The sequence below is a fragment of the Neglectibacter caecimuris genome, from assembly GCF_034335015.1.
Classification (GTDB): domain Bacteria; phylum Bacillota; class Clostridia; order Oscillospirales; family Acutalibacteraceae; genus Acutalibacter; species Acutalibacter caecimuris_A.
In genome coordinates, this window is record NZ_JAWXXK010000003.1 from 299739 (window position 1) to 319733 (window position 19995).

Sequence of the window (19995 nt, forward strand, 5' to 3'; positions counted from 1 at the left end):
TTTGTCTTATTTTCCATGCCGTAAAAATCACGGTTTCGTAACTGATACGGTTTTTCACACATTAAAGCAGGCTTTTCAGCACTTCCAGCCTGGGGTCGATCTCTTTGCGATCACAGCCGCAATCGCCCTCGTTCAGGTTCTTTCCGCACTTGGGACACAGGCCCTTGCAATCGGGAGAGCACAGGTATTTGCTGGGCAGATCCAGCAAGATATCCTCTCGAAGCAGCTCGTCCAGGTCCAGCCGACCATCGGCGACCACTACGAAGGTATCGTCGTCCTGCTCCTCATTCAATTCGGAAACAAGGACGTGGGAAAACCTCCGGTTCCATTCCCGGCTGGTCACTTCTCCACAGCGGTCACAGGGCATTACAGTGGTATACAGCAGCTCTGTATCGAGCAATACCGAACCGGCGTTTCCCTTGAAAGAGGCCTTCACCCTCACAGGCGCACAAAACGGCTTGACACCGCCCAATTCCACCCCGGAAAGATCCAGCGCGTACTCCATGGTATCGCTTTGACCCAGGAAAAACCTTTTCAAATCTACTATCATAGCCACCTCATGCCGTACTGATATATTATACGGAACAAATTCGGCTTTGTCAAGCACTTTTCTGCGGAGACTTTCTCAAGAGACTTTCTCAAAATAAAAGCGAAAGGCATAGCGCATTCTTTCACGATTTTCAAAAAAGGATTTAGTTGATTCATTTCACCAATCCGATAAATTACTCCGGGTGCTTTCCCCGCTATCATTTCTCGGAACTATATCATATGTTTTTATCTCGTAAAAGCCAGGATCAGAACTATAGGAAACTGAATAACTCCCGTCTAGATTGCTATAAATCCTATTGATGCTTTGCGAAGGTTCGTGAAAACCAAACGCTTTGGTGCCATTGGAACACATATGCTGCTTTTTATATTTCATATTAGAATATATCCAATTCCTTAATTGTCTCACCTCTCCATCTTCTAAATTTTTATAACCGTACTGTTGATATGCAATTTCTTTTCCTTCGACAGTTACATCACTCTGAGTAAAAACCGCCCGAATTCTCTGCTTTGCATCAACCTCATTTAGAATAGCGATTGCACACCGATTAGTATGAAAATCCTTTGGGAAAATCGTAGCCACCTTGCGGGAAATTGAGGAGGTTGTTTCAGCCATCCTAACCAGCAAGCAAATAATATATACGATAAAAGCTATAAAAGGAATGATAAAGCAAAGTGAATATAACCAATTCGAATAGTCTTTTTCCTGAATAAAATTTGAAACAAAAAGAGGAATGCCGCACAGAACTAACATATGCCAGAGCTCATATCTGTATGTAAGAAATCCCAGCTTCTTTCCAATAAACCTACACCCTGTCTCAAATCGATCAGCTGCTTTTTCCAAAATATTTTTTGCAGTTTCGAATGAGCCAGACAATTTTGCGATTACATTCTTAATATAGTAACGATACACAATATCACCCCAAAAGTAAATTTTCCCACATTTCAAATTTCAAAAAAGGCGGCCCGAAAGCCGCCTTTTCTCAATACTGTGTCATGCCGTTCTATTTTGCGGTCGGCTGAATCACTTCAAAATGTACCGGGCTGCTCCGGCGGGGATCTCCTCATCGGCGGCAGAAATGGAAAGGCAGAAATTGGTATCGGCCGCCTTGCTCAGCTTTTCCAGCTCGGGAATAATGGTTTCCAGCGCTTCCGCGCCGCTTCCGGTGATCTTCAGGGTGGAATCCACAAAGATATCGGTCACGTCATAGTTACCGGCGCAAATGCCGCTGAGGAAGCCGCACAAAGCGTCAACGCCCTTGACATCATAGGCGTCGGAATCCACCAGACGCGCGGCATGAGAAATATCATAGGTCAGCTTCTGGCCTTTTTCGATGACCACCACGTTGCCCTGGGTTTTCTCCAGAGCGGCGCCCACCAGCTCGATCAGCTTTTTGGTTTTGCCAGAGCCTTTTTTTCCAGTCAAAAGAGTAATCACGGTTCAGCTCTCCTTTATTTTTTATTCCGTCCGGGAAGGACGGGAAACCGCCCAAAGGACGGGGATTTCCGTATTTTTCGTGCTCATTTGGCAGCCTGTCCGGGCTTTCCCGCCAAAAGCGGTTTTTACTTGGCAAGCCTTGCTTCCAGCGCCGCCTTGGCCTCCTCATTTCCAGGCTTACCCAGCAGGGCAAACATGTTCTTTTTATAGCTTTCCACACCGGGCTGATCGAAGGGATTTACCCCCAGCAGATAGCCGGAAATGGCACATGCCTTTTCGAAGAAATAAATGATCTGCCCCAGGGTGTCCTCGCTGAAATCAGGAGCGTGGAGCACCACATTGGGAACGCCGCCGTCGTTGTGGGCCAAAACCGTGCCCTGGAAGGCCTTTTCATTGACAAAGGCCATGGTGCGCCCTTCCAAATAATTCAGGCCGTCCACATTCTCAGGGTCATTCCCCAGCGTGATCTCATATTTCGGCTTGTCGATAAGCATGACCGTTTCAAACAGGGTGCGTCTGCCGTCCTGCAAATACTGACCCATGGAATGAAGGTCGGTGGAGAACACCACAGAGGCCGGGAACAATCCCTTTTGATCCTTGCCCTCGCTTTCTCCGAACAGCTGCTTCCACCACTCGTTCATCATGGTATAGCAGGGTTCATAGCTTACCATGACCTCGGTGGATCTTCCCTTGCGGTAAAGGATATTGCGAATGGCGGCATATTTGTAGCAATCATTTTTCTCCAGAGAGGGTTCGCTGTAAAGCGCCGCCGCTTTCGCCGCGCCGGCCATCAGCGCGTCGATATCCGCGCCGGCCACGGCAATGGGCAGAAGGCCCACAGCGGTAAGCACGGAATAGCGGCCGCCCACATCGTCCGGCACCACAAAGGTCTCATAGCCTTCTTTATCGGCCAGCTGCTTTAAGGTGCCCTTCTGCCGGTCGGTGGTGCAGAAAATTCTTTCCCGCGCCCCATCTTTTCCATACTTTTTCTCCAGAAACTCCCGGAACACCCGGAACGCGATGGCGGGCTCCGTGGTGGTGCCGGATTTGGAGATCATGTTGATGGAAATATCCTTTCCCTCGCAGATGGAAACCAGCTCAGCAAGGGCGGTGGAGCTGATGCTGTTTCCGGCATAATAAATATCCGGCGTGTCTTTTTTCAGGTCGTTATAATGATCCGATTTCAAAAACTCAATGGCGGCCCTGGCGCCCAGATAGGAGCCGCCGATGCCGATCACTACAAACACATCGGAATTTTCCTTCACTCGCCTGGCAGCAGCTTTGATCCGCTGAAATTCTTCTTTATCATAGTCTGTAGGCAAAGTGACCCAACCGGTAAAATCTCCGCCGGGCCCTTTGCCGGAGGTCAGCAGCTCATGGGCAGCCTGCACCTGCGGCGCAATGCTCTCATACTCGTGATCGGAAATAAAGCTTTTCAAGTAACCGTCGTTCAGCTTCAAGGGCATCTAAAAAGCACTCCTTTTTCCCAGCTTGACAGCAGGTGTTTTTCCCGTTGGATCCGGGCCGTTTCCGCAAAGCGCGAAGAAAAACTCCACCCGATAAAACAAGACTCCGAATCAAAGCCGTCAGGCTCACTCTTTCTTTGTTTCTATCATACAATACTTCCCAAAAATTTGCAAGCTAACATTTCCAGAAACCTCTAAAAACTCCTGCCGCGCGGCAGCGGCAAAGCCTTCCTTCGGCTTTTTCCCTGGAAAGCCCCGGAACATGCGCGCGTTCCGGCACATTTTGCGGGGCTTTCAAAAATGCTTTCATGCCGAAAAAGACTGCCGCAAAATGATACACTTCTTGCGGCAGTCTTTTTATTTAGATGCTGGACACTAGATGGTGGTGGCGCTGCTGCGCAGCGCCATTAGAAAAGGGCCGCATATAATGAGGAATGAGGAATTAGTAATTAGCAATTAAGGGCAAGGACGTAGTTCGCTAAATTAAAATTTGGCGCTTATCCTCTCGCTCTCCACCCTGTCATTCTGAGCAAAAGGAAAGCAAGCTTTGCTGCCGCGAAGAATCTCGTCCTTGGGTCTTTTTGAAGGGCTTTAAGGGCGAGATTCTTCGTTGCTATGCTCCTCAGAATGACAATGGGGAATCGTTCGCTAATTCCAGGGAATGAAGAGCGGGATTCTTCGTCACGTTGCTCCTCAGAATGACAGGAGAGAACTAGTCGCTAAATTGGAATTTACCGGTTATCCACTCACCTCCCTCCTGTCATCCTGAGCGAAGCGAAGGATCTCGTCCTTGACCTTTTTCAGGGAATTAAGGACGAGATTCTTTGTCACGTTGCTCCTCAGAATGACAGGAGAGAACTAGTCGCTAAATTGGAATTTGGCGGTGATCCGCTCACTTTCCACCTGTCATCCTGGGCGAAGTGAAGAATCTCGTCCTTGACCTTTTTCAGGGAATTAAGGACGAGATTCTTTGTCACGTTGCTCCTCAGAATGACAGGAGAGAACTAGTCGCTAAATTGGAATTTACCGGTTATCCACTCACCTCCCTCCTGTCATTCTGAACGAAGTGAAGAATCTCGTCCTTGACCTTTTTCAGGGAATTAAGGACGAGATTCTTTGTCACGTTGCTCCTCAGAATGACAGGAGAGAACTAGTCGCTAAATTGGAATTTACCGGTGATCCGCTCACTTTCCACCTGTCATCCTGAGCGAAGCGAAGGATCTCGTCCTTGACCTTTTTCAGGGAATTAAGGACGAGATTCTTTGTCACGTTGCTCCTCAGAATGACAGGAGAGAACTAGTCGCTAAATTGGAATTTGGCGGTGATCCACTCACCTCCCTCCTGTCATTCTGAACGAAGTGAAGAATCTCGTCCTTGACCTTTTTCAGGGAATTAAGGACGAGATTCTTTGTCACGTTGCTCCTCAGAATGACAGGAGAGAACTAGTCGCTAAATTGGAATTTGGCGGTGATCCGCTCACTTTCCACCTGTCATCCTGAGCGAAGTGAAGAATCTCGTCCTTGACCTTTTCCAGGGAATGAAGAGCGGGATTCTTCGTTAAGAAAGCTATAGCTTTCTGCGTTCCTCAGAATGACAATAAGGGAAACTCGCCCTTCTCTAACGACTAACAACTAACAGCCAACAACTAGTCTGCTAAACTATCATTAAGCAGTGTCCTTCCAGCCGGGTCAGAAAGTATCTTCCCACACCAAGCAGGAACACGAGTGGCCGCGGCGCCTTGCCGCAAGCTACAATTTATCGCTCTGTCCCTGCCCTTCCTTGCTCATTGCTCTTTCCTAATTTCTAATTCCTCATTGCCTGTGCCGGTCACATGGTAAAAAAGCTTTGGAGCAGGTAGGGAAATACGGAGGAGAAGGTGACCTCCTCCACATCGCCGGCGGCTGTGATCTCTACCTGGGCAGCGGCTTCTCCGCCAACGCGGTAAGTCACTTTGCCCACAATATCGCCTTTTCGCACAGGGGCTGTCAGCTCTTCGCTCAGCTCCACCTTTTGTTCCACCTTGCCCCGTTCCGCCGCCTTCATCAGCAGCTTCGGCATTTCGCCGATCTGCGCGGGGACAGTCTCCTCCATACCGCCTGTCACCTTCACATCTTCCAGCGCGGGGGCCTCCGGGACCACTACCGCCCAGCCCGCGAAGCCGTAATCCAGTAAGGCAGCCGCGTCCTGGAAGCGGTGGTCTGTGCTGTCCGCCCCCAGCACCACGGAGATCAACGCCAGAGAATCCCGCTCCGCTGTGGCGGTAATGCAGCTTCCCGCCTGGGAGGTGGTGCCGGTTTTCAGACCGGTAATGCCGGAATAGGAGCGGATCAGCTTGTTGGTATTCACCAGCTGTGTGGCCCCGTCCCGCACGTAGTCGATCCAGGTCAGGGTATAGTCGAAAATCTTCTCGTGGGTAATCAGCTCCCGGCTCATCAAGGCCACGTCATGGGCGCTTGTCACATGGCCCTCCTCGTCCAGGCCGTTGCAGTTCTTAAAAACAGTATCGTTCATGCCAAGCTCCGCGGCCTTTTCATTCATTCGCTGCACAAAGGCCGCTTCGCTGCCCGCCACATTTTCCGCCAGCACCACCGCCGCGTCGTTGGCGCTCATAATAACGGTGGCCTTCAGAAGATCGTCCACCGTCATGGTTTCCCCCTCCTTCAGCCAGATATCTGAGCCGCCCATAGAGGCCGCGTGGGCGGAGGCGGTCAGCGTATCCGTCAGGGAAAGCTGGCCGGCCTCGATGGCGTCAAAGGTCAGGCACAGGGTCATCACCTTGGTAATGGAGGCACAGGGCCGCACCTCGTGAGAATTTTTTTCAAAAAGCACCTGTCCGCTGGAGGCCTCCATCAGCACCGCCGCCGGGGCGGTAAGGGACAAAGCGCCGTCTGTTTGCTCCGTTTCGGTTTCCCCCCGTACCGGAATGCCGGGAAGCACCGCGGCAACCACCAGGAGCAGCGCAAGAAGCAGAAAAAGCTTTTTCTTCACAGAGATCATCCTTTCTTTCCGGAGAGCTCCGCGACCACCGGGCTTCTCCGTTACAAGGGTATGCTCTCGCGCTTCAAAACAGACGTTTCAGAAAGAATTTCAGGAAGAAAAAATCCTAAAATGCCGACATAATCCTTAAAACAAATCAGGCGCCCTGGGAATAATTCCAAAGCACCTGACTGTTTCTTTACTTTTTCTGTAAAATGCAGAAGCTATCTTCCTGAAAGACAAAATCCGTTCACAGCATATAAGACTTTATCAGCACTTCATACCAGCCTGTTCTGTGACAATAATTTATGATAACGATACCCGGAGCTGATGCAAGACTATAGGAAATTGATAATTGATCCGCAGTTTCAAAATCCTCAAAGTAATCCCTCAAAGACAAAAGATGTGTTTTGGCATATAAACCAATTACCTTAAGAGCCTTTTGCTGTGTGTCCCGTAGTGCCTGTTTCTTTGCCGCTACCTCATCCTCGTTTCCGTTATCCTTGAACTGGAGACAATGCCGATTTGGGGGCTGGATCATATTGGGAAACATATCCAGAAACTCCTGATAGGTCAGCGCGCCCGCGGGCAGGTCATCGGGGGTGGGGTCTACAAAGCCCGGATCGGGGTCGGGCTTTGGACCGGGATCCGGATTGGGGCCAGGATCAGGCCCGGGGGCGGGGTTCGGATCAGGATCGGGGGTGGGAGTATCCGGCGTTACCTCTACCGTGGTGTTCACCAGAATGGGGTCGGCGTTTACCGCTACCTGGGCCACCTCACAGCGCTTTGCCGCGCTGCCGGGCTTCAGCTTGCCGTCACTGCCGTTTACCACCTTGTGGGTCACCGCCCACTGCATGGCTTCCTTCGCCCAGCGGGACACGGAACCGGAATCGGGGAACTGGGAGAGAACATTTTCGTCAAAAGAAGTATCGTTCCCTGTTTTCTTGGCGTAATTGTACATGATAAGGGCCATCTGCTCCCGGGTCACGTTCTTTTCCGGGGCAAATTTTCCATCTCCCATACCTACGATCAAGCCGGCTTTCGTGGCCCATTCCACAGCAGCGGCATACCATTTGTCTTTCTTCACATCGGAAAAGCTGCTTTTCCCGGCCCAATCGGCCTTGTTGTAATTAGAGGTCTTGTTGGAAAGCACCTGCACGAACATGGCCCGCGTCATAGGCGCGTTGGGCGAAAAGGCGGTGGCCCCTGTGCCGCTAAAGAGCCCGTTTTCATAAGCATAGGTCACGGCGTTTTTATACCAGGCGTTGTCCGGTACATCTGTGAAAGGCGTACCCGCCGCGGAAGCGGGCAAAGCCGTCATGCTCAGCAAAAGCACCACGGTAAGAACAGCGGCGATCAGCCTTCGGTGTTGTTTCATAATGAATCCCTCCGTCAATGTTTTTTATGCCGGTTTTTCTGATTTCAAGCATACACCACCGAACAGATATTTGCAAGATGTTTTTGGAATTATTATTCCTTCCTTTTGTAATTACTACAAATCATTTTGGATTTCTATTCCCAAAATTTAGAATTCTTGTTTTCGCTTCCAAATGCCGCCCCCTGTTCCCTCCTCTGATAATCGGCGCGCCGACCTATGCTTCAAAAGCGTTTTTCTCCGGAATCTTAACAAAAAAGCGAGAAAGAGGCCGAAAACTTTTCCGACCTCTTTCTTCGCTATATTTTGCGTTCGTTTACAGTTAATTTACAAGAAGCTGTGGTATCACGTCATGGTTCGACAAAATATTCTATCGAATTTATGCTACACTTGTCTTGTCATGAAGCGCTGGCCATCTGCAGGCAAAGCTTGTCGGCGATCATGGCGATAAATTCACTATTTGTGGGCTTTCCCCGGGTGTTGTGGATGGTATAGCCGAAGTAGGAGTTCAGCACATCCACATCACCCCGATCCCACGCGACCTCGATGGCGTGGCGGATCGCGCGCTCCACACGGGAGCTGGTGGTATTGTATCGTTTTGCCACATTGGGATACAGCTGTTTTGTTACAGCATTGATGATCTCCGGATTTTCGATAGCCATGATAATGGAATCCCGCAAATAATGATAGCCTTTAATATGTGCAGGCACGCCGATCTGATGAAGGATCTCCGTGACCTGCATTTTTATTTCGGGGTGGTAGGGTTCGGACTCAAAGTGTTTGCCGCGTGCGGAATAAAGCGAAAGCATACGGTTCACCATTTCACCCTTATCATATGGCGTCAGAGCAAAATAGGAGGCCCCGGCATTGATCACTTCCCGTTCCAGCATGGGTGTGGTATAGGAAGCCGTTACTATGTACATGGGCCTGTCGATAGAAGGGTCCTGCGCGACGGCATGGATCACGCCAATAGCATCCAGCCCCGGCATAAACAATTCCATCAGTACGATCTGCGGGCGTTCCTCCTTGATTTTTTCCAAAAGCAGATTGCCGTCCCGGGGGACAAAAACCGCTTTCCCGTTTCGCTGCAGCAGCTTTTGCACCGGTTCCCGGCTCCATTCGCCGTCTTCCGAACTAATTACAATTTTTGCTTCTTTTTCCATGGTAACCTCCTGAAAAATTATTGGCGTGAATGAAGTTTACCATAGTATGAAGCGTATCGCAAGAGGTTTAGCGGAAAAAACTAGAAATTTATCCTGACGAAAGAAGGCAAATATTGTCCTAAAAACAGAGAATATTGTGTTTCGATTCCTTTCGACACACTACATATTGCGATTTTAATGGTATATGATAAGCCATATTTTTTTACAATCCAAAAAAACTCTGCACAAAAGCTTCTGAATTTTTTAGTAATTTTACCTTAGAAGCATTGACAAGCACAAAAACTTGTCATGCTTCTATCAATTGTGTTTCTCCGCAACTGTCAGCTTTGCTCAACAAGGGAAGCCAGGGAAACGTTGAATAAATCTGATGCGCATATTGCTCAGACAGATTTTTCGTCAAAACGGAGAGCTTGAGCACCGCCAATCAGACTATTTATGGTCTTGCGATTCGGCACGTTATGGCGGAAAACATGCAAGTAAGATGCGTTCCAAGCCACCAGGCGTGATTTATTCAGCGGTTCCCTAGCAGAGGAAACGCTTTCCGACAGGCCTCGATCGCTTCCGTATCGGGCAAAGCCGGGATCGCCCCTGCTTTTGCGGCGCACATTGCACCCGCGGCGTTGGCAAAATCGATAAATTCCGAAAGTTCCGCCTCCGTAAGCCTTGCGGGGTGCTTTCCCGCCTGAACGAGCTTCGCCAGCAGGGCACCGAAAAAGCTATCGCCAGAGCCGGTGGTATCACACACCTTGGTATCATAGGTGTGCTTTCGCAGGGAAAATTCCTTTGTAAACGCGGCGCAGCCCTCCGGCCCCAAGGTCACCGTTACCAGAGAAACGCCCTGCCGAAGCAGTACCTCGGCCCCGGCCTCCAAGCCCTTCTCTCCTGTCAGTAAAGCAAGCTCTTCTTCCGATACCTTCATAATATCCGCTTTGCCGATGAGGCTTTGCATTCGCTTGACGCCTTCCGCCTGATCCTTCCACAGCGGAGGCCGCCAGTTAGGGTCATAGGCCGTAAGCTTCCCTTTGCTTTTTCCGTACTCCACCAGCTTCTCCACCGCCGAGCGAGAGGGCTCCGCCGTCAGCAGCAAGGAGCCGAAGCACAAAAGCTTGCAGTTCTCAATGAGGGAAAGGTCTGTTTCCTCAAAGGAAAGCCTGGTATCGGCCCCGGGGTCTCGATAAAAGCTGAAATCCCGGTCTCCCCGTTCGTTCAGCTGCACAAACGCGAGGGTAGTGGCATATTCCTGATCCTGAGAAAGCCCCGCCGTTTCCACGCCGCAGTTCCGCAGTGTGGAAACCAGGAAATCTCCAAACATATCCTTTCCTACGCGGCCTAAAAAGCCCGCCGTTACGCCGGCCCGCACCGCCTGCACCGCCACATTGGCCGGGGCGCCGCCGGGATTTCTGGCAAACAGCAGCCTGCCGTCCTCCGTGGCTCCGGTAGGGGTAAAGTCAATGAGCAGCTCGCCCATGGATAAAAGCTCCGCCATATCTGTTTCCTCCTGTTTTTGACCGGTTCGAACTCCGCACTTATCTATCCGGTCATTCAGATTCACGCGCCCATTATATCGGATTTTTTTCAGTTTGGCAACGGGAAAATACTTTGGGCAACACCGTGCAATTTACAGCTGTCTTCTTAAGCGGTGCTGCCTTTTATAGAAAGCCGCAGCCCCCACACACTGTGTATGGGGGCTGCGGGCTCTAAAAAATCACAAGCCTCTTCCGCTTTTACTGACCGACCTGTAAAATTTTATACTTCTTACAAAAGCGCATCAGGATTGAAGCCGCTTCCGCGCGGGTAAGCCTTCCGCCCGGAACCAGGGTGGAAGCTGTGCGCCCTGACAGCAGGCCCTCTTTCACGGCCCACGCAACATCTTCCCGAGCCCACCGGCTTATCTTTCCGCTGTCCGAATAGGAGGTTAAACCGGCCCGGCCGCTCACGTCAAAGTTTTTGTACGCCGCAAAGCGGCGCAAAATGGCTGCCGCCTGTTCCCTGGTAACATTGGCTCCCGGCGCGAAGGAGGTCTCGGTGAGTCCCGCTACGATCTCATTTTCCCTTGCCCAGGCAACTGCCTCGGTATACCATTTATTTGCGGGAACATCGGTAAAGCCGCTTTTTTCCTTTGAGGCGGGGCTTCCCTCCAGCCGCCATAACACGGCAACCAGCATGGCTCTGCTCAAAGGAGCGTCCGGGGCAAAACGCGTGGCGGAATCGCCTACCATCAGGCGATTCTCATAAACATAGCGGATTGCGTCCGTTCCCCAGTGCCCGGCAATATCCGTAAAAGGAAGCTCTCCAGGCTCAGCAGGGGAAAAGCCCGTTCCGGCGGCGGGATCCTTTGTCCAGTCCTCCGTATAATAGAAGAGAATCGCATCTCCGGCGGAAACAGGACAGGAGGTGATTCCCACCTTGGGCAATACCCGGTTGACCTGATACAGCCAGCCCGAATTTTTGCCGCCGGTAAACTCCGCCAGGGTAACGCCGTCCTTGGTCATGGAGCGTACATAGCCCTTTTCCGCCCCTGCCTGCGTGATCCCGCTGCCCTCCAGAGCCTTCAAAAAGGCGTGATACACCGTGCTGCCCTGGCGCACGGAAACAGCTTTTTCTCTGAGCCAATCGCCCGTATCACCGCGAATGGTCACCGTGACCGTGATCTCCGGATTGCCGGGAGCCGGTTCCACCGGCTTCTCCAGCTCTCCCTCTCCGGTGGCTCTGCCGGGTTTCACGGAGGTTTCGCTGAAATCATAGAAGTTATATGGCGTGCCCTCGGGCAGAGCCTCCGCTTTCGCCAGGGCTGCCAGAGCACGGAACGCCTGTTCTGTTGCCAGAGAATTATCGTCCCCTTCAAACTGGAAGCGGTCGGTTTCCGGATTCACATAGGAAAGCAGTCCGTCTACCAGGCTGGCGCCGCTGTCGGCGCTGCAATAGTCCGCCGGGTCTTCTCCCAGCGCAAGCAGACCCAAAATCATCATGGCATCGGAATTGGCGCTGCCCAGAGAACCGGTTTCACTGAAAGCGGCAGGAACCGCCGCTCGTATTTTTTCGATCAGTTCCCGTGCTGTTTCATATTCCTCCACATACTCTGCCAGAGCCGCCAGCGCCGCCCCGGCAGTATCGGGATCGGAATAGGCCGCACCCTGCCAGGTGTAACCGAACAGCCCCTCTCCCACGTTTGCGGACAGCAGCTCCAGGAGCCCGTTGATTTGTGTCTTGCTCAGCACCACGTTCCCCTGCCGTGCCGCCAGCAGGATCCACGGGGCGGCGTAATAACCGCCGGAGATCAGCTGCATTCCGGCAAGCTTTTGGGCGTTGTCGATCCGGCTGTTGCTGTTGGCCGGATAAAGCTGGGTGCTGTCTACTCCCATGGCCCGCAGAACGATCTCCAGCCGGGCCCGGTCTCCGGCAGAGGCCGAGGAACTTCCCGCCTCTGAAACCAGCAAATTCAGCGCGTTCTGCCAGGCCGTCTCCGAGGTCTTCGCGGTTTTGCCCGGCAAACCGGCGTACACCGCCATATCCATCACCGTCCAGCCGTCGCTGCTTTCCGTATACGAAGCGGCGATGGTATCCATCAGCCCGGAAACGGCAGAAGCGTCTGCCGGCAGCAGTACGGTAACCGTTTTGTGGCAGAAATTTCCCTGAGGATCTGTCAGAGTTACAAGGACCCGCACGGCCTTGGTCGCCGCCGTATCATTGGCCTTTCCCAGTGTCAAATCGCTGCCGCCGGTCAGAAATTCGCCGGACGCCTCGTAGCTGACCGTGATACCTGCTCCGGGGGCCTCGCCCACCTTCAGCAGAGAGATCGCCTCTCCAGGGGCGGCGTCCACCTTCACACTTTCGGCATATTTTTCCGCTTCCCGCTTCAGTTCCTCACTGAGAGGCAGATCGACGCCAAACATTTCATAAAGCTTTGCCCCGGTAGCCGCCCTGGTGATCAGGGTCATCTGTGCCAGTACTTCCTTTTGGGCTTCGCTGGCATAGTCCGTACCGTTGCCGATCAGGTTAATTTGCGTGCCGTCCGGCTGGGTGCAGTTGCCGTAAGCGTTGCGGACCGTGATCTGGTTTTCCACGCCGGTGATGGCACCGTTCAAAATTCCGGCAAAGCCGCCGTGATAGCCTGTACCGCTGCTGCCGGTCACAGTGACCTGCCCGGCGGAGATCACATTCTCTGCCGCGCTGAGAGAACCGGAAAAGCCGCCGGTATAGGATTCTCCCGAAACATCACCCAGGCTGTAGCAATTTCGGATCGTGCCGGAGGAGGAACCCACAAAGCCGCCTACCGTGCTTTTTCCGATCACAGTCCCCTCGGCGTGGCTGTCATAAATACTGCCGTTGTAAGAGCGTCCCGCAAGCCCGCCTGCCGCGGAGGCATTTTCCGCCGTCACCGCGCCGAAAGCGCTGCTTTTCGTGATCACGCCGTTATTTTCCCCTACAAGCCCGCCAACGGCGCTGTCTGTCCCGGTAACGGCTACATCGGCGGTGCATTTATCCACAGAAGAGGAAACAGAAAACATGGTTTCCTCATCGTAAGCGCCGTCATTCAAGCCGATCAGTCCGCCGGCCTGCGCCGTACCGCTGACAGTACCGGATACGGTGCAGTTTCCGATCAGGCACGCCACCTGCTTGCCCGCGTCACTTTGATCCAGCACCACCTGGACCCAGCCCGCCAGACAGCCTACTTTGCTGCCGCCGGAAACAGAGCACTCGGTCAGGTTCAGGTTTTTCACCGTCGCGCCCCGAAGCACACCGAAGAACCCGGCGTACTGAGAACTACCCGCCACCGTCACATGGGAGATGGTATGGCCCTGCCCGTCAAACACGCCGGTAAAGGGCGCTGCCGCCGTGCCAATGCCGGGGAAATTTATGCCGCTCAGGTCAAACCCGGCAGTGAGGCGGTAATTGGCTGACAAATCCGCACCCGGCTTTGTCAGCGCCAGAAGCTGCTCTTTGGTGTTGATCTCGATCCATTTTTCCTCTTCGCCGGACAGCTCCTCCTCTGTGGGAGGCAGGAAACGGTTTTCCGTCGTGCCCTCAAACCACAGGATCTCATCGCCGTTTTTCACTGCCGCCAGCGAAGCGCTGACGTTGGAAAGCCTTCCGTTTACGGTAAACATCCAGCCATCGGGAGAATCCACGGAATGGCCGTTAATGGTGCGGATATACCGTCCAAAATTCGGTGTGGTATCAAAGGAATAGCTTAAAAGGCCCTGTTCCGCGGCGGCGTCCATCAAATCCACCAGCCGGGTGTTGCCGCTGCTTTCCATGGTAACGGAAAGCTTCTCCCCCATGGGATAGAAGCGATACTCCGCCTTGTCATATCCTGCCAGCAGAATGGAAACCGTCAGCTGTTCCGTTTCCGGAGGCTCCGGCACTGGAATCCCCACTAAATAAGGCAGCCCTGTATTTTTCTCTCCAGAGCGGGCCCACACCACATCCACCAGGCCCAGCGCGTTCAGAAAATCTTCCGTTCTCATCTGCTCCAGGGTCCTGCCCTTTGCGCCATAGTCATGAGAAGAAGCGGTGGCGCGGTTGTAGTAGCAGTTTCGCACGCCATCAGACTGATCGTATTGGAAGCCGGAATCCGGCTGGTTGCCGCCGGTAAAGCCGTTTCCCTCGTCTCCGGTCACAGTGACTACCCCGGCGGCGTAGCAGTTTTCATAGATATTTCCGGAAAAGACAGAGCGGCCGAGAAACCCGCCGGAATAGCCCCGGGCGGAAACATCTCCCAAGGCAAAGCAGTTTCGGATCGTGCCGCCGTAGCCCAGGCCCGCAAAGCCGCCGGAATACTCGCTTTGCGTGCTCACGTTCATAGAGCTCCAGCAGCTTTCGATCAAAGCATTTTCCTCGTTGGAGCCCACAAACCCGGCATGGCCTGTAGCCGTGACCGAATTGGAGGTGAGCGTGCCGCCCTGCACATAGCTTTTGCGGATCACGCCATAGTTCCGGCTGACCATACCGCCCAGCACCGCTCCGGTATCTGCGGTGATGTTGCAGTTTATGACCGCGCAGCCTTCGATGGTACCGAAATTGTTATGCGCCAGCACAGCCGCGTTATCGGCGAACAGTACATTGGCGTTTTCCACCGCCAGATCATGCACATAGCCTGTGCTGCCGATGTAGGCGAACAGCCCGGAATCCAGATTGCTCAGGGTCAACCCCGTAATCTTATGCCCCTGGCCGTCCAATTCGCCCAGGAAACGGTTTGTCACATTGCCGATGGATTTTGTTTTACTCTGACCGGCGGCGGAAAGCCCCGAAAAATCCAGATCCTCTGTCAGGCGGTAATTCTTTTTCCATGCGATGACCTGCAGGCTTTCGGAACCGGCCCCGGCGGAGGGAACGTCCTCCACATTTGCCAACGCCAGCCAGTCCTCCGCGGAGGAAATATCCACCCACTCCTTTTCCTCCGGATTTTGCGAAGTGGGCGTATAAACCGGGCTGTACCCGGAGGGCAGGCTGTCGGTAAGGAAAAAGCCGTCCGGCACTGCCGTTACCGTAAAGGCATAGCTTGTTCCGGCCGCGAACACATTTCCCAGGGGCGCGGAGGTGGTATCTCCGCTTGCCAGGAAACGGCGGGACAGCGTATAGCTTCCCTCCGATACGGTATAAAGATCAAGAATATAGTATTCACTGGCGATAAAACCGGATTTCCCCTCCCAGACGGCAGTGGTGCCGTTCCAGGCCAGGCCGGTCACAGGCTTCATGCGGTTATAGGGGTTTTGCAGGCCGTACACATTTTCCTGTACGTATTCCGTCTCCGGAAGGGAAAATTTTCCATTTTCATCTACCGCGGAGACCGTGGCAAAATACACGCCCTCTTCCATAGCGGAAAGGCGCTCCGCACAGTCGCAGGAGGTACCGGAAATATCGGGGATCGTTCCCGCTTGCTCCAGCTCGAAGCCGTAGTGCCCCAAGGGCAGGCCGCCCTTCTCGATCTCGCCGGCTAAAAAAGCATCGCGGCTTCTTTGGGCTTCCTGTAGCTTTTTATCGGCTTCCCTGAATTCCGCCAGCGTCGTTGCCTGATTGGCAAGCGCCTTCCACTGTGCCAGCTCATCCTCATAGGGTGCGAGGGCTGCCTTCTGTTCGGGGCTCATGGCGGCGATCAGCGCGTCGCTGTCAATAAGCATTATTTTCCGCACCGGGTCGGCTTCCGCGTCAAACTCCGCCTTTTCCTCCGCAGTAAGCTCCTGCCAGACCCGCCTGCACTGCCACAGGGCGACCACATAGCCTCGCGCGCCCTCTACGGCATCCCAGCTCAAAACGGGGGTGGGCACGTCCAGCGGCTCCTCTTCGTCGGAAGAAGGAGCAAGCTCCCTGCCGAATTCCACATTTTCCGCCAAAACCAGCTCGCCTGCAGGTTCTTCCACCTTCTGCCATGCCAAAAGGGGAAGCTCCTGGTTTACACCGGGAACGGTTTTCCAGCCCTCGCCCAGCTTTTCCAGCAGCTCTGCCTGCATCGCCGCAAGAGTCATAGCGCCGCTGCCGCTTTCGCCCAGATAATAGCTGCCGGAAATTTCGCTGCCGCCTGCCTGAATCGGGCCGGAGGTGCTGCCGGTGACCGTGCCGGCATGATAGCACCCGGTAATGGTGCCGATCATGCTGCCGGCCTGGCCGCGGATCCCGCCCGCGTAGCCGGTACCGGCGATCTCCCCTGTATTGTAGCAACGGGAAATCTCCGCCTCGTCGTTGATATATGCCAGGATCCCCCCGGCCCGAGCGCCGGAAACCGCCCCGGCATTGTAGCAGCCGGTAATATGCAGGGGAGAGCCATAGCTGAACTGCCTGCCCACGATACCCGCGGCGTTTGACCCGCCGCTGACGGCCGCCTCATTGCCGCAGTTTTCAAAAACGGCGTAGTCCGCTCTTCCGGCAACGCCGCCCACATCATCGGTACCGCTGACGGTACCCCGCACCACCAGATTTTTTACCTCGGCGTTTTGGGCGGACGTACCCTTCAGATAGCCGAATAAGCCGGCATAATTGATCCCGCTGACCGCCAGGCCGGAAACGGTAAAGCCGCCGCCGTCAAAGCTGCCCCCAAAAGGCTTCGCGCCGCTGCCGATAGGTATCCAAGCCTCCCCGCCCAGGTCGATATCATCGGTGAGCACAGCGGAGTAATTCGCCCCCGCGCCGCTGTTTACCGCGTCGGCGAACCAGGCCAGCTCCGCTCCATCGCCGATCTCGTACACACCGTCGCCATTGGGGGAAACCTCTTCCCTGCTTTCGCCGTCCCACTGGGCACTGGGGGCAAGGGTAACAGAAACCGTCTGTGTTCCGGTTTCCTTGCCGTTTACAGTAAAGCTGCCGGTAACCTTAGCGTAGCCCTTCGCCTTTACCGCATAGGAATATTCGCCGGAGGGCAGGCTGTAGGCGCCGGCGGACTGAGCGGGAACCGTGCGGCCATCGGCAGTATAGCGTACCGTGATCTGCGCCGGAGCGCTGGAAGGAACCACGGAAAAAGCCACCCTGCGCCGGGCTGCTTCCCGCAGCGTTACCGCTTCAGCTGCCTCACCGCCGGTCACCGTGATAGAGCCGTGAGCCTCCTCATAGCCAAAGGCAGCGGCGGTATAGAAATATTCTCCATCGGGAAGACGGTAGCGAAACACACCGCTCCGGGCAGATACCGGCGGTACGGCTTCTCCTTGGGCGTCTGTCAAAGCCAGGGAGGCTTCCTCTACGCTGAGGGTGACCGTCACATCATATTTGGGGGTGGGATCCTGGAAGGTCAGGATCGGATAGCCACGGTTGACCGGGCTCGCGGCGGGATCCCGCTGAAAATCCGGTCCCAGCAGCAGAAGAAAATCGGAAGCTTTCATCTCCGCCTCTGTTTTCGCCGTGGCGTTGGCGTCTGCGGTGGAGCCATCGGAAAGATAGTAAACGCTAGCGCTTTCCACCGTGCCGCTGCTTTTGCTGCCGAAGGCGGGGTTCACATCCCGGCTGCCGGTCACAGCACCGGCGGTATAGCAGTTTCTTACCGCCGCATAGCTGCTGGAAAGATAGGCGGTGATACCGCCGGAGCGCCAGCCGCCTCCGTTGACCGCGCCGGTGTTGTAGCTGTTTTCCAGCGTGACCTGGCCGCTGATGGAGCCAACGATGCCGCCGGCGTTATTTTCGGAAGCGGAAACCGCGCCCAGATTGGCGCAGCGGCGAATCGCCTTTGAGGCGGTGGAGTATCCGCTGGAAACATAGCCCACTACGCCGCCGGTATTTTGCCCGCCGCTGACAGCTGCCTTGTTGACACAATTTTCAATACTGCCGGAGGTGCCGGAAAGCTGCCCTGCGATACCGGCAATGCCATAGCTGCTGCCACCGCTGCCGGTCAGGGAAATTTCTCCCTCTACCGTCAGGTTTTTGACGGTTCCGTCCTCCACGTAACCGAACAGGCCATAGTTTCCCGTGGCCGAGCCGGTGATACGCAGGCCTGTGACGGTAAAGCCCTGTCCGTCAAATACGCCGGCATACCGTGTAGCATAGGCCTGGCCGATGGGCGTCCATTCCTCGCCGCCCAAATCGATGTTTCGGGTCAGAACGGCGTTCAGCTTCGGATCACGGGCGTTGACCTGCCGGGCCAGCCAGGCAAGCTCCGCCCCGCTGCCGATCTGATACACGCCGTCTGTTTGAGCGGGCTCCGCAATATCGTCCGCGCCGCCCCAGGCGGTTTTGACCACCATGGGCACAGTAACGGAGGCGGTGCCCGCCGTGGTTTGGCCGCTGAGAGAGATCACGCCGCTCTGCTTGGCAAAATTGGCGCTTTTGAACGTCCAGCTGTAGTCATAGCCCACCGGTAGGCTGTAGACCAGTCCGCCCTCCGCAGCGGGAAACAGCGTATGTGCCCCATCCGCTGTAGAAACAGTCAAGCTGCCGTTTTCCACTTCCCCCTCATGAGAATCATAGATAAAGGTGATTTCATGGGCCGGGTTCTTTTTTAGAGAAACCTCCACCGTTTGCGGCCCGCCGTTTACCGTGACCTGAGCTCCTCCGTCTTCATAGCCAAAGGCCGAGGCTGCCCAAATATAATCGCCGTTTTCCACCGTATAGGTGTATTTCGTGCCGCTGTCCGGCGTCAGCAGCACCGGGCTGCCCTCTGTCACCTGAGATACGCCGAACGCCGCATCCTCCGGGGCAACGGTAAAGCTTAAAGGATAAACCGCCGCCCACACCGCGTAGAGATCGGTATTTTCCGTGATAGTGATCTCACCGCCGTCCTCATAGACCACAGGGCCACTTTCCCCGGTGGCCCAGCCCTTAAAGATATGCCCGGCATAGGAGAAGCTGTTGGCCTCTAAGTCTCCCGTGCCGAAAATTCCCTGGGATTTTGTGTCCCCCGTGCCGTTATTCGCGTGGAAGATCACCTGGCTGGGCAGGGAGATTTGAAAGTCCTTCAGCCAAAGGCAGTCGCTGCCGGAATTGCCGCTGCTATCCTTGCGGTAGGCAATGGTAACAACGTCCCCCGCCTGGGCGTTTACAGTGGCCGTACCTCCTTTCTTTCCGCTGCAGCCCGTAACGGCCCCGGCATCACCGCCATAGGCGGAGGCGCTGTAGGTATACAGCGTTTTAGAGCCGTTTTTTACCAGCATGCCATCATAGCGCTCCTCCGAATCCACCTTCCAGGTGAAGGTCAGCGCGGCGGCCTGCTGAAAGGTCAATGTGACGGCAGGCTCGGTAGAACCCATTCCGGCGTTTCCTGACTTCAGCCAGGGGCCGTCCCCGGTTTCCGTATCCACCGTATAGGGATACGCACCGTCGTTTTCAGCGGCCAGAGTATCCGCAAGGCCGGTGAAAAAATCCGCGAACTCAGCTTCTCCCGCCGCAAGTGCGGGCATGCCCGACGCAAGCGCGGGCAGGGGCAAAGCGCCCAGCACCAGCAAAACTGCCAGCAGCAGGGACAGAAACCTCTTTTTCATTTTTATGTTCTCCTCTCATTGCAGCGAACTCGGCTGCGGGATAAGACCAGGCAGCGGTAGTGTTGCGGCCCGGCTATGGCAGAAGGAGGAAAAATTCCGGAAGTTGTTTGAAAACGGTGGAAACGCCGTATTT

The 19995-nt window shown here is 54.4% G+C and carries 9 protein-coding genes; all 9 read right to left on the minus strand.

From position 1 onward, the window contains the following. Window positions 1-61: 61 nt before the first annotated feature. Complete coding sequence (locus U8T64_RS04495; RefSeq protein WP_322181356.1) at window positions 62-550, minus strand: YceD family protein; 489 nt, start codon at window positions 548-550, stop codon at window positions 62-64. Between the two features lie 156 nt (window positions 551-706). Beyond that, entirely contained in the window at window positions 707-1459 is a 753-nt protein-coding gene (locus U8T64_RS04500; RefSeq protein WP_322181358.1) for a hypothetical protein, read from the minus strand. 111 nt (window positions 1460-1570) lie between these two features. Continuing rightward, the gene (locus tag U8T64_RS04505) at window positions 1571-1984 is read right to left on the minus strand and encodes a hypothetical protein (protein WP_322181360.1); all 414 of its coding nucleotides are present in this window, start codon (window positions 1982-1984) and stop codon (window positions 1571-1573) included. A 125-nt stretch (window positions 1985-2109) separates the two neighbouring features. After that, the gene (locus U8T64_RS04510; protein WP_322181362.1) at window positions 2110-3450 is read right to left on the minus strand and encodes a glucose-6-phosphate isomerase; all 1341 of its coding nucleotides are present in this window, start codon (window positions 3448-3450) and stop codon (window positions 2110-2112) included. A gap of 1827 nt (window positions 3451-5277) precedes the next feature. After that, window positions 5278-6438 carry a D-alanyl-D-alanine carboxypeptidase family protein gene (locus tag U8T64_RS04515; protein WP_322181364.1) on the minus strand — a complete coding sequence of 387 codons (1161 nt, stop codon included), beginning with the start codon at window positions 6436-6438 and terminating at the stop codon, window positions 5278-5280. 238 nt (window positions 6439-6676) lie between these two features. Then, the gene (locus U8T64_RS04520; RefSeq protein ID WP_322181366.1) at window positions 6677-7804 is read right to left on the minus strand and encodes an S-layer homology domain-containing protein; all 1128 of its coding nucleotides are present in this window, start codon (window positions 7802-7804) and stop codon (window positions 6677-6679) included. A gap of 395 nt (window positions 7805-8199) precedes the next feature. Further along, window positions 8200-8964: a sporulation transcription factor Spo0A gene (spo0A, locus tag U8T64_RS04525; protein WP_322181368.1), complete on the minus strand. Its 765-nt coding sequence runs from the start codon at window positions 8962-8964 to the stop codon at window positions 8200-8202. Between the two features lie 511 nt (window positions 8965-9475). After that, on the minus strand, window positions 9476-10450 hold the full coding sequence (locus U8T64_RS04530; RefSeq protein ID WP_322181370.1) for a carbohydrate kinase family protein: 975 nt from the start codon (window positions 10448-10450) through the stop codon (window positions 9476-9478). A gap of 238 nt (window positions 10451-10688) precedes the next feature. Beyond that, complete coding sequence (locus U8T64_RS04535; RefSeq protein WP_322181372.1) at window positions 10689-19862, minus strand: S-layer homology domain-containing protein; 9174 nt, start codon at window positions 19860-19862, stop codon at window positions 10689-10691. Window positions 19863-19995 lie beyond the last annotated feature (133 nt).

Excerpts from the sequence above, each read along its gene's own strand:
- U8T64_RS04530 (WP_322181370.1), bottom strand. The coding sequence starts at position 10,450 with ATGGCGGAGCTTTTATCCATGGGCGAGCTGCTCATTGACTTTACCCCT.
- spo0A (WP_322181368.1), bottom strand. The coding sequence starts at position 8,964 with ATGGAAAAAGAAGCAAAAATTGTAATTAGTTCGGAAGACGGCGAATGG.
- U8T64_RS04510 (WP_322181362.1), bottom strand. The coding sequence starts at position 3,450 with ATGCCCTTGAAGCTGAACGACGGTTACTTGAAAAGCTTTATTTCCGAT.
- U8T64_RS04520 (WP_322181366.1), bottom strand. The coding sequence starts at position 7,804 with ATGAAACAACACCGAAGGCTGATCGCCGCTGTTCTTACCGTGGTGCTT.
- U8T64_RS04535 (WP_322181372.1), bottom strand. The coding sequence starts at position 19,862 with ATGAAAAAGAGGTTTCTGTCCCTGCTGCTGGCAGTTTTGCTGGTGCTG.
- U8T64_RS04495 (WP_322181356.1), bottom strand. The coding sequence starts at position 550 with ATGATAGTAGATTTGAAAAGGTTTTTCCTGGGTCAAAGCGATACCATG.